Annotated in this window: 9 protein-coding genes; 4 read left to right on the forward strand and 5 right to left on the reverse strand. The window is 67.4% G+C overall.

Features of this window, described 5'->3' with window-relative positions; genetic code table 11:
* Nucleotides 1-131: 131 nt before the first annotated feature.
* Nucleotides 132-392 carry a hypothetical protein gene (locus BKH32_RS13865; protein WP_178384537.1) on the forward strand — a complete coding sequence of 87 codons (261 nt, stop codon included), beginning with the start codon at nucleotides 132-134 and terminating at the stop codon, nucleotides 390-392.
* A 231-nt stretch (nucleotides 393-623) separates the two neighbouring features.
* Here BKH32_RS13865 and BKH32_RS03325 read toward each other — a convergent pair whose 3' ends face one another.
* Nucleotides 624-1,691 (reverse strand): 3-isopropylmalate dehydrogenase, encoded by a 1,068-nt coding sequence (locus BKH32_RS03325; RefSeq protein WP_075248619.1) that lies wholly within the window; start codon nucleotides 1,689-1,691, stop codon nucleotides 624-626.
* A 116-nt stretch (nucleotides 1,692-1,807) separates the two neighbouring features.
* Between BKH32_RS03325 and BKH32_RS03330 the strand changes: the two genes are divergently transcribed.
* Together BKH32_RS03330 and BKH32_RS03335 are read left to right on the forward strand one after the other, a co-directional pair.
* A complete protein-coding gene (locus BKH32_RS03330; RefSeq protein WP_075248620.1) occupies nucleotides 1,808-2,428 on the forward strand; it encodes a TetR/AcrR family transcriptional regulator in 621 nt (206 codons plus the stop codon).
* Nucleotides 2,425-3,684 (forward strand): MFS transporter, encoded by a 1,260-nt coding sequence (locus tag BKH32_RS03335; protein WP_075248621.1) that lies wholly within the window; start codon nucleotides 2,425-2,427, stop codon nucleotides 3,682-3,684. Before BKH32_RS03330 ends, BKH32_RS03335 begins: the two co-directional genes overlap by 4 nt.
* 75 nt (nucleotides 3,685-3,759) lie before the next feature.
* Here BKH32_RS03335 and ilvC read toward each other — a convergent pair whose 3' ends face one another.
* The 3 genes from ilvC to BKH32_RS03350 are packed head-to-tail and all read right to left on the reverse strand — an operon-like array spanning nucleotide 3,760 to nucleotide 7,103.
* Complete coding sequence (gene ilvC, locus BKH32_RS03340) at nucleotides 3,760-4,791, reverse strand: ketol-acid reductoisomerase (RefSeq protein ID WP_075248622.1); 1,032 nt, start codon at nucleotides 4,789-4,791, stop codon at nucleotides 3,760-3,762.
* Between the two features lie 9 nt (nucleotides 4,792-4,800).
* On the reverse strand, nucleotides 4,801-5,313 hold the full coding sequence (gene ilvN, locus BKH32_RS03345; protein WP_003784785.1) for an acetolactate synthase small subunit: 513 nt from the start codon (nucleotides 5,311-5,313) through the stop codon (nucleotides 4,801-4,803).
* 5 nt (nucleotides 5,314-5,318) lie between these two features.
* Nucleotides 5,319-7,103: an acetolactate synthase large subunit gene (locus tag BKH32_RS03350; protein WP_075248623.1), complete on the reverse strand. Its 1,785-nt coding sequence runs from the start codon at nucleotides 7,101-7,103 to the stop codon at nucleotides 5,319-5,321.
* A 292-nt stretch (nucleotides 7,104-7,395) separates the two neighbouring features.
* On the opposite strand from BKH32_RS03350, the gene BKH32_RS03355 reads away from it, so the two are divergent.
* Nucleotides 7,396-9,162 carry an aspartate:alanine exchanger family transporter gene (locus BKH32_RS03355; RefSeq protein WP_252862957.1) on the forward strand — a complete coding sequence of 589 codons (1,767 nt, stop codon included), beginning with the start codon at nucleotides 7,396-7,398 and terminating at the stop codon, nucleotides 9,160-9,162.
* Nucleotides 9,163-9,266: 104 nt separating this feature from the next.
* On the opposite strand, the gene BKH32_RS03360 is transcribed toward BKH32_RS03355, so the two are convergent.
* Complete coding sequence (locus BKH32_RS03360) at nucleotides 9,267-10,580, reverse strand: threonine/serine ThrE exporter family protein (protein ID WP_178384539.1); 1,314 nt, start codon at nucleotides 10,578-10,580, stop codon at nucleotides 9,267-9,269.
* Nucleotides 10,581-10,831 lie beyond the last annotated feature (251 nt).

Raw genomic sequence — 10,831 nt, forward strand, 5'->3', positions numbered from 1 at the left:
GTGCACACCGCCTCGACCGCCGCCACGAGCACCCCGCACAGGACCGTCGGCCCCACCGGCCCGGCGCGACCGCGTCACTCCCAGAGGCATCCTGGTCGCGCTCCTACACCTCGCGCACTTCTGGATGTCAGGTGAGCGCCGAGGTGATCAGCGCACCGGCGCTGGTCGTCTCCGGCGGCGATGACCGCGCCCTGTCCGAGCGCTGGTCCGACTCCTTGACGGGGACCTACCCGGACTACCGGCAAACCGGCCAGGAGGAGCTCACGGCGACGAACCGCTTCGGGCCCTACGTCGGCATCACCACGTCCTTCAGCGCCAGTATCAGCGGCTCCCGGGTCGCGGGGAGGACCTTCGCGGGGTGTGGTCGGCCGACGGCGCGGCCCTGTCGGTGACGCAGGTCTGCCAGCGGGGGGCCTTCGACGAGGCGGCGTGGGACGCCGTTCTTCGCGGCGTCGCCGTGGGCGGTCTGTCGGGTCAGTCCCGCCGGCCCACGAGGGCACCCGGGTCCGAGACGCCGGCGGACTCCGCCTCGCTCAGGTCGCTCGCCATGGCTACGGCCCTGGTGGCCAGCGTCGCGGCCTCCACGACGGCCGCGCTCCGGACACGAACAGGGCCGCGGGGTCTCAATGCGATGACGCAGCCGCCCCGGCCGTCACCGCCTCGGTGATGGCGTCACCGATCTGGCTGGTGGAGCGCTGGGCGCCGCCGCGCCGGGTCGCCATGTCCGCAGCGACTCCGGCCTCGACCCTCGCAGCGGCCTCGGGCAGCCCCAGGTGGTCGAGCATGAGAGCCACCGCGCTGATCGTGGCGGTCGGGTCAGCCTTGCCCTGACCGGCGATGTCCGGGGCCGAGCCGTGGACGGGCTCGAACATGGAGGGGAAGGCCCTCTCGGGGTTGATGTTGCCTGAGGCCGACAAGCCGATGCCGCCGGTGACGGCGCCGGCCTCATCGGTGAGGATGTCGCCGAAGAGGTTGTCGGTGACGATGACGTCGAAGCGGCCCGGGTCGGTCACCATGTAGATGGTGGCGGCGTCCACGTGGCAGTAGTCGACAGTGACGTCGGGGTAGTCGGCGCCGACGGCCTCCACGGTGCGCCGCCACAGGTCGCCGGCGTGGACGAGCACGTTGTGCTTGTGGACGAGGGTCAGGTGCTTGGCCGCCCTGGACCGGGCCTTGGCGAAGGCGTAGCGGACCAGGCGCTCCACCCCGTAGGCCGTGTTGACGCTGACCTCGGTGGCGATCTCGTGCGCCGTCCCCTGGCGCACGACGCCGCCGTTGCCGCAGTACAGGCCCTCGGTGCCCTCGCGCACCACGACGAAGTCGATGTCACCGGGATCGGCCAGCGGCGTCGGCACGCCCGGGTAGTACACCGAGGGACGCAGGTTGACGTAGTGGTCCAGGGCGAAGCGCAGGCGCAGGAGCAGACCGCGCTCGAGCACACCGGAGGGGACGGAGGGATCGCCGACGGCGCCCAGCAGGATGGCGTCATGGGTCTTGATGGCCTCGAGATCCTCATCGGTGAGGGTCTGGCCGGTGCGGTGCCAGCGCTCAGCCCCCAGGTCGAAGGCAGTGGGATGGACCGTGACTCCGGTTCCCTCCAGCGCTCGTTCGAGGACCTTGAGCCCCTCGGGGACGACCTCCTGACCGATGCCGTCACCCGGGATTACTGCCAGCTTGATGGTCTGCGTCATGGGGCCACCATAGGGCACGATCAGGATGCGAGACGAGAAGTCCGCATCACGGAAGCGCGCGCTCGCGTTTCGACCAGCGGTCGGTTAGTCTGTTGCCGATGCACCAAGGAGGAGCCATGCCGCGCATCCACCGTCCTGCCGCGCAACGTCGGGAGGAGATTCTCGACGCCGCCCACACCCTGTTCACCACCAAGGGCTTTCAACCCACGACCATGGAGGACATCCTGCGGATCGTGGGCATCGCCAAGGGGACGCTCTACTACCACTTCCCCAGCAAGGAGCAGATCCTCAAGGCCCTGGTCCTGCGCATCGTCCGCCAGGTCGAGCAGCAGGCCCGCGAGGTCGCCGCCTCATCGGCTCCCGCGGCCGACAAGCTCGCAGCGATCATGAGCGCGATGAGGCTGGTGGACACCGAGACCGAGCTCGTCGACCAGTTCCACGCGCCGGGCAATGCGGAGTTCCACCTGCTGTCCATCACGGCGATGATCGAGCACCTCACCCCGGTCCTGGCCGAGGTCATCACCCAGGGGGTGAGCGAGGGGACCTTCACCACCGAGCGTCCTCACGATGCCGTCGAGCTGCTGCTGAGCGCCTCGGGCATCCTCCTGGACCACGACATCATGAAACCCAGCCCCGCTGAGCTCGCCCGCCGCCGCGAGAGCCTCATCTGGGCCGGCGAGACGCTCCTGGGCGCCCAGCCCGGCAGCCTCGGCTTCCTGATGAAGGCGGAACCGTGAAGCACGTTGGACTACTGGTCCTGGGCTCCTTCATCAACTCGCTGGGAACGGGGCTGAGCGCCTTCGGCCTGGCCGTCGTCATACTGCGCACCTACGGAACGGCCTCCTCGGTGGCGGCCGTCCAGATGAGCGCCTTCGCCCCCATTGTTCTTCTGGCGCCCTTGGCCGGGGTCCTCGCAGACCGCTACGACCGCCGCCTCATGATGATCATCGGCGACGCCGGCTCGATTCTCGGACTGGGCGTCATCCTGGCGGCCCTGTCCTCTCCCCGACCGTCCTTGGCCTGGGTCTGCACGGGGGCCGTCCTCTCCTCCTGCCTGGCCGCCCTGACCGAGCCGGCACTGCGGGCGAGCGTCACTGACCTGGTGAGTGAGGAGGACTACGTACGCTCCTCCGGACTGCTTCAGCTGGCATCCGCGGCGAAGTACCTGCTGGCTCCGGCCACGGCGGGGTTCCTCATGCCGCTCGTCGGCGTCCGGGGCCTCCTCCTGCTGGACGCCAGCACCTGCCTGGTCACCGTGGGATGCACCTTGACAGTGCGCCAGGCTCTGGCAGCAGGTGCGTCGCAACGCGCAGCGGCCCAGCCCGGTGACGACCACGACGTCCTGGCGGGTTGGAGGACCATCGCCGCCTCCCCCGGCCTGCGTACCCTGGTGGCTCTCATGACGCTGGCGACCCTCGCTATCGGCGTCATCCAGGTTCTCATCAAGCCGATTCTCCTGCCCATCGTGAGCACCGCCGAGATGGGGGTGGTCGAGACCGTCGCAGCCACCGGCATGCTTGTGGGCGCGGCCCTGGTCACGGCCTGGAAGAGCGCCCAGCCCACAACGCTGCTCGCCGCAGGGCTGGCTGGGACCGGCGTCGCCATGGTGCTGGTCCCTCTGGGACCTGGAGCCTGGTGGGTGGCCGCCTGCGGGTTTCTCACCTTCGCCTGCCTGCCCCTGTCCCAGGCAGGTGCGGAGGTACTGGTGCGCACGCAGGTCGACAACACTCGGCAGGCACGCACCTGGGGCACTATCAGTCTGGTCACCCAGACGGGATACCTGGTGGCCTACCTGTGCTCCGGGGTACTGGTCGACCGGGTGCTTCAGCCCCTGCTGGAGTCGGGACAGCCGCCATCCACCGGTCTGAGAGCCGTCGTCGGCACCGGACCAGGACGCGGCGCCGCTGCGCTCGTGGGTCTTATGGGCGCGGTCATGGCCCTGGTGGCCCTCGCCGTTCGCCTCCAGCGCCGCCGGATCGCCTCGCCCCAGTAGTGCCGACGGACGACAAGCGGGTGGTGGGCCCGATGACCTGACGTCATCGGACCCACCACCCGTTGTCAAAGGATCTCAGCGGGCCACGGAGCCCTCGGTGTAGTCCTTGTCGACGTCGGCGCGCCAGGCGAACATGGAGCGCACCTCGCGGCCGGTGGTCTCGATGGGGTGCGCCTCGCCCTCGGCGCGGAGCTTCTTGAACTCCGGAGCGCCGGCGGCCTGGTCGTCCATGAAGCGCTTGGCGAAGCTACCGTCCTGGATGTCGGCGAGGACCTCCTTCATGTGCTCCTTGACCTCGGGGGTGATGACGCGCGGGCCGGAGACGTAGTCGCCGTACTCGGCGGTGTCGGAGCAGGACCAGCGCTGCTTGGAGATGCCACCCTCGTTGATGAGGTCGACGATGAGCTTCATCTCGTGGCAGACCTCGAAGTAGGCCATCTCAGGCTGGTAGCCGGCCTCGACCAGGGTCTCGAAGCCGTACTGGATGAGCTTGGAGACGCCACCGCACAGGACCGACTGCTCACCGAAGAGGTCGGTCTCGGTCTCCTCGCGGAAGGTGGTCTTGATGGCGCCGGCGCGGGTGCCACCGATGGCCTTGGCGTAGGACAGGACGAGGTCCCAGGCATCGCCGGTGGCGTCCTGCTCCACGCAGACGAGCACGGGCACGCCTCGGCCGGACTCGAACTCGCGGCGCACGGTGTGCCCGGGCCCCTTGGGGGCCACCATGACGACGTCGATGTCCGCGGACGGCTTGATGTAGCCGAAGTGGATGTTGAAGCCGTGGGAGAACAGGAGGGCGGAGCCGGCCTTGATGTTCGGCTCGATCTCCTCGTGGTAGAGGGCGGCCTGCACCTGGTCGGGGGCCAGGACGGTGACGACGTCGGCCCAGGCGACGGCCTCGGCGATCGGCTTGACGGGCAGGCCCGCCTCCTGCGCCTTGGCCACCGAGGCCGAGCCCTCGCGCAGGCCGACAACGACCTCGACGCCGGAGTCGCGCAGGTTCAGAGCGTGAGCGTGCCCCTGGGAACCGTATCCGATGACGGCGACCTTCTTGGACTGGATGACGGACAGGTCGGCGTCGTCGTCGTAGAACTTCTCAGCTGCCATGATTGCTTCTCACTTCTCCTTGAGTTGATCGGTGATGGATCGTGGGCCGCGCGTGATCGCCACGGCACCGGACTGGACAATCTCTTTGACACCGTACGGCTGGAGAGCCGTCAGTAGAGCCTTGACCTTGGATTCTGAGCCGATGGTCTCGATGACCACCGACGTGGGGGCGACGTCCACGACGTGCGCGCGGAACAGGTCGACGACCTGGAGCACCGCCGTGCGGTTGGCGTCATCGGCGTGCACCTTGATGAGGTAGAGCTCGCGCTCGACCGAGGTGTCGGGGTCGAGCTCGACGATCTTGAGGACGTTGACCAGCTTGTTGAGCTGTTTGGTGACCTGCTCCATGGCCAGTCCCTCGGCGTCGGCGATCACCGTGATGCGCGAGATGTCCTCGTGCTCGGTGGGCCCCACGGCCAGGGAGTGGATGTTGAAGCCCCGGCGCGTGAACAGCGCCGAGACCCGGGTCAGGACGCCGGGCTTGTTCTCCACCAGGACGGACAGCGTGTGCTTCTCGCTCACGGCGCTCACTCCTCTTCCCACACCGGGCTCATGCCGCGGGCGTGCTGGATCTCGTCGTTGGACACCCCGGCCGCGACCATGGGCCACACCTGGGCGTCCGCGGAGACGATGAAGTCGACGACGACGGGGCGGTCGTTGATGGCATTGGCCTGGGCGATGACGTCATCCAGGTCCTCCAGGCGCTCGCAGCGCAGTCCCACGGCCCCGTAGGCCTCGGCCATGGTGACGAAGTCGGGGATGCGTACCGTTCCGGCACCGGTATGCAGATCGGTGTTGGAGTAGCGCTGCCCGTAGAACAGCGTCTGCCACTGCCGCACCATGCCCAGCGAGGAGTTGTTGATGATGGCGACCTTGACGGGGATGTTGTTGAGGGTGCAGGTGGCCAGCTCCTGGTTGGTCATCTGGAAGCAGCCGTCTCCGTCGATGAGCCACACCGGCCGGTCGGGGCAGGCCTCCTTGGCGCCCATGGCGGCGGGCAGGCCGTATCCCATGGTGCCGGCGCCGGCTGAGGTGAGCCAGGTGTGGGGGCGACGGAAGGTGAGGTAGTGGGCCGACCACATCTGATGCTGGCCCACGCCCGTGACCCAGATGGTGTCCTCAGAGGCGGCCCGGTCGAGGTGGGTGATGACCTCCTGAGGCTGGAGCAGCCCGTCGTCGGTATCGGTCCAGTCCGTGGGGTAGGTGGACTGGATGCGCCCGACCTCGCCACGCCACGGTGCGATATCCGCCCGCCCCTCAGCGGCCACGTGGTCGCGGAACTCGGCGCTCAGTGCGGGAACGACGTCGGCCAGGTCCCCGACGATCGGGACGTCGGCGGTGCGGATCTTGGAGATCTCGGCGGGGTCGACGTCGACGTGGATCACCGAGGCCTTGGTGGCGAAGGTGTCCGGCCTACCGGTGACCCGGTCGTCGAAGCGGGCTCCCAGACAGACGATGAGGTCGGCCCGCTGCAGCGCCCCGACAGCGGCCACGGTGCCGTGCATACCGGGCATCCCCAGGTTGAGCGGGTGCTCACTGGGCATGACGTCCAGGGCGGTCAGAGTGGTGACGAAGGGCGCTCCGATGAGCTCGATGAGCTCCGTGAGATCCTCAGTGGGAACCTGTGCCCGGTTCAGGCCGCCGCCGAGGTAGAGGACGGGTCGCTCGGCCGCGGAGATCACCTCGGCGGCCTGAGCCAGGCGCCGCTGGTTGGGCTTACCCGGCAGGCGGTAGCCGGGAAGGTCTCGGGCCGGGGGCCACACGAACTCGGTGGGCCCCTCCTGGGCATCCTTGGAGATGTCGATGAGGACCGGGCCGGGGCGACCGGTGGAGGCGATGTGAAAGGCCTCGGCCACACGCGGGACGATGTCCTCGGCACGGGTGATGAGGAAGGAGTGCTTGACGAAGGGCATCGTGGCACCGACGATATCGGCCTCCTGGAAGGCGTCCGTCCCGATTCCACGGCTTCCGACCTGCCCGGTGATGGCCAGCATGGGCACCGAGTCCATGTGGGCGTCACCGATGGGGGTGATGAGGTTGGTGGCTCCGGGACCGGAGGTGGCGACGCACACCCCGGGGCGACCGGTGACCATGGCATAGCCCTCGGCCGCATGACCAGCACCCTGCTCGTGACGCACCAGGACGTGGCGGATCTTCGTCGAGGCGAGCAGGGGGTCATAGAAGGGCAGGATGGCGCCGCCCGGCATCCCGAAGATGTCTGTGACGCCTAGCTCCTCCAGCGCGCGCACCAGAGCCTGGGCGCCTGTCATGACCTGTTGGCCCTGACGTGCGGGAGCGTCATCGTGTGTCATCACTCGCTCTCCTTCTCCGTGCCTACTGTCCGGCGACCTGCCGGGTAATGAACGTTAGATCAGTCTCCGTACAGAGTCATAATGAGACTGCCACAATCTCACATCGTGGAATCACGAACCCGGTGGCATGACGGTTCCCCACGTGAGGGGCTTCTCCGCTCCTTCGCGGATCACGGACCTTGGTACGCCATCAGCACAGGCGGAGATGTCACAATGCTCCTGTTACTCCTGACAAAACATCCGCTGCGTCACTTTCAGCGGCGACATGGAAGGCGGCACTAGCGACGTGGCTATGGTCCTGGACTATCTGTTGGACAACCCGGTTGTCATCGTCCTGCTCATGGTTGGCTCCGGGATGATGCTCTGGCGCGCCAGGCGCAGGAGCATACGCGTCCCGGTGGCGGCCCTCCTGATCGGCAGTACCGCCCTGCTGATCTGGAAAGTGGCGCATGCCAACGTCCTGCACCACTTGTCCGAGAACGTGGTTCTCGTCCTGTTCCTCCTGGTCGGCGCCGGGATGCTGCTGGGGCACGTCAAGATCAAGGGCGTGAGCCTGGGTGCAGCGGCCGTCCTGTTCTGCGGCATCGCGTTGGCGGCCTGGGGAACATCTGCCGCAACGCCGATCGAGGTTCCCCGAGAGCTGGGAACACTGGGGCTGGCGATCTTCACCTTCGCCATCGGCATCCAGTCCGGGCCGAACTTCTTCCACGTCATCCGAACCGCCGGCGGACCATTGGCGATCCTCCTGGGCGTTCTGGGCGTGGCGGCCCTGGCGGCGGTGGGCGTGGGGCGTCTCCTCGGGCTCAAGGCGGCGATGATCGCGGGGGCCTTCGCCGGTGCCGTGACGAACACGCCCGCTCTGGCCGCAGCCGGTAACGCCGCCGCCATGGCCGGCGACAAGGCAGGACCGGGTGACGCCACCGTGGCCTATGCCGTCACCTACCTCTACGGTGTCATCGGGATGCTGTTCTTCTGTCTGCTGGCGCTGCGCTACCGGCGCAGTGACAAGGACACTCCCTCCCCGCTCATCAACCGCACCATCCGGGTGGAGCGCGAGGACGGCCCACTCCTGGGCAACATCGTTGAGACCATCTCGGGTCAGCTGCGGTTCTCTCGTCTGCGTCGGGGCGAGAAGGGCCCGATCACCCGACCGAAGAATGACGACCGGCTGTACAAGGACGATCTCATCACCGTCGTCGGCACCCAGGACGCCGTCAATCAGGCGATCAAGGCGGTGGGCCACGGCTCCTCGCACTCACTCATCGAGGATCGCAAGTACCTCGACTTCCGCCGTATCACGGTCTCGGACCCGAAGCTGGCCGGCCGCACCATCGGCGAGCTCGACATCGACCACCGTTTCGGGGCGACGATCTCGCGGGTGCGCCGCGGCGACGTCGATATGGTCGGCACCCCGGATCTGGTGCTGCAGCAGGGAGACCGGGTTCGCGTCGTCGGCCCGACCGGACGCATGAAGGAGATTTCAGCGTACTTCGGTGACTCCTCGCGAGGGCTGTCCTCCATCAACCCGGTGGCGCTGGGCCTGGGGATGGCACTGGGCATCTTCATCGGTGAGTGGAAGTTCCTCACGCCCACCGGCGCGACCTTCTCCATCGGGTCGGCAGCCGGAACACTCCTGGTCGGGCTCATCTTCGGGCGCATTGGCCGCATCGGGAAGTTCGTGACCGCCATGCCCTTCACCGCGACGGCGGTGCTCTCGGAGTTCGGGCTCCTGGTCTTCCTCGCTCAGGCGGGCACCAAGGCCGGTGGGGAGATCGCGCACGCGTTCACCGGAGGTGACTGGTGGAGGATCTTCGTCACCGGCTTCGTCGTCACCACCATTGTGGGACTGGGGATTTACGCCTCCATGCGCTGGATCGTCAAGATGGGTGGCACTCGCCTGTCCGGCCTCATCGGTGGCGCCCAGACCCAGCCGGCGATTCTGGCCTTCGCCAACGAGCGCACCGGCGCCGACCCCCGGGTGGCGCTGGGATACGCAATGGTCTATCCCGTGGCGATGATCGTCAAGATCTTCATCGCGCAGGTCCTCGGCGGGCTGTGACCCGCTTACCGCAGGCTCACCGGTCTCGCATCATCGGTGGTGGCCCGTCGCTGAATGTCAGCGGCGGGCCACCATTGTCCAACTGGGGGCGTGCAGACCGAACGTCAGTCCTCCAGAGGCTGCTCCGCCGCCTCAACGTGTGTGCGAGGCAGCGTGATGTGCCCGGAGGTGGCCACGTCGTGGCGCCAGTTGTGGTCCGTGATGATGCGCGCCAAGGCGAGACCGACGCCGATAGCCGTAATGACGAAGAAGACCTCAGCCAGGTTCGTGGCCGCTTCACCGACGTCGACACCGAGCTTGTCCACGGAGAGCGTGTTGAGCGCAGAGATAGCCCGGTAGAAGGGAACCCCGGGGATCATGATGACCACAGCGGGAACGGAGAGAGCCACCCGGGACAGGGACGCGCGGGAGACGAAGAGCTGGGCGAGCAGACCAATCGTGACCGCGGCCAGCCCCACCGCGAGCTGCCACGGCACGTGGAAGACGTCAATGAGAAGCAGTCTGCCGGTATTGGCCAGAGCCCCGACCACCGCGGCCAGCATGCTGGCCTTAACGCCTGCATTGAACAGCATGGCGAATCCGTAGGCGGCGATAAAGGAGCAGAAGCACCGCAGAACGTAGAGAAGAGGACCGTCAAGAGTGGTGCCGCTGGCCGCTGCAACATCCCAGCGGAAGACGAAGGTCACGGTCCAGACGGCGACGCCCGCCGCAGCCATGACCATGAGGACGTAGGCGCTGCGCGAGAGGGCCGAGGAGAAGTCCTGTCGGAACAGGTCGAGCATGGCGGTGACCATCGGGAAGCCCGGGATGAGGAAGAGGATCGCAGAGATAATGCCGCCCTGGTGGTTTCCTGTCACCACGCCAGAAGCGTTCAGCGCTGTCACGATTCCCATGTAGGTGCCGGAGGCCGCGACTCCGCAGACAAGCCATGTGAAGAAGTGCTGGTAGTGGCGCTCAAGCATCTGCCGGCGAATGAACTGTCCCAGGAATGCCGCGACGAGCACCGTCAGACACTCGACCCAACCTCCCTTGTTGAGGAAGCAGAACCCTGCACAGGCCACGCCCGAGGCTGCAGCATTGGCGAAGGCGTTGTAGCGGGCGTGCATCTTCTCGACCTGTTCAAGCTTGGCCTCGAGGTGCTCGACGGTCTCGTGGGCCCGCAGGTCGTGGACGATACGGCGCAGCGCCTCCAACCGACCGACGTTGACACCGACACGACGCACCTCGCAGGCCTCGGTGCGGAAACGGTTGCCGACGTAAGAGGAGGTGACGATCTCCGTCATCGTCACGGTCGCCTCGTGGCGGTCAAGGCCGACCGCCGAGGCGGCTCTGGCCATGGAGGACTTGATGCGGTAGGAACCGGCGCCGGCGGCGAGCATGAGCCGCCCCAGGTGCAGCACGACGCCGGACTGTTGCATGAGCCGATCGGCATCGAGACTCGGTTCATGGCTGCTGCCCGATGGAGTGGAAGGGAGGTCGCTATGAGTCACAGGGACAATGGTGCACCGTTTCGCACCCCGATGTCAGATCGAGCCAGGACACAACCCTGCCGCAGCTTCCGCCATGGTTCGATGCTGCTGGTCCCGGCGCGGGGAGAAACGACCCGGCCCCAAGGGGAGTGCTCCGTGATGGAGTTCCCTTGGGGCCGGCTTCACGTGTGTGCTCGGTG

The sequence above is a fragment of the Actinomyces oris genome (assembly GCF_001929375.1).
GTDB classification, from domain to species: Bacteria; Actinomycetota; Actinomycetes; order Actinomycetales; family Actinomycetaceae; genus Actinomyces; species Actinomyces oris_B.

Excerpts from the sequence above, each read along its gene's own strand:
- BKH32_RS03350 (WP_075248623.1), bottom strand. The coding sequence starts at position 7,103 with ATGACACACGATGACGCTCCCGCACGTCAGGGCCAACAGGTCATGACA.
- BKH32_RS03360 (WP_178384539.1), bottom strand. The coding sequence starts at position 10,580 with ATGCAACAGTCCGGCGTCGTGCTGCACCTGGGGCGGCTCATGCTCGCC.
- BKH32_RS03355 (WP_252862957.1), top strand. The coding sequence starts at position 7,396 with ATGGTCCTGGACTATCTGTTGGACAACCCGGTTGTCATCGTCCTGCTC.
- BKH32_RS03325 (WP_075248619.1), bottom strand. The coding sequence starts at position 1,691 with ATGACGCAGACCATCAAGCTGGCAGTAATCCCGGGTGACGGCATCGGT.
- BKH32_RS03330 (WP_075248620.1), top strand. The coding sequence starts at position 1,808 with ATGCCGCGCATCCACCGTCCTGCCGCGCAACGTCGGGAGGAGATTCTC.
- ilvC (WP_075248622.1), bottom strand. The coding sequence starts at position 4,791 with ATGGCAGCTGAGAAGTTCTACGACGACGACGCCGACCTGTCCGTCATC.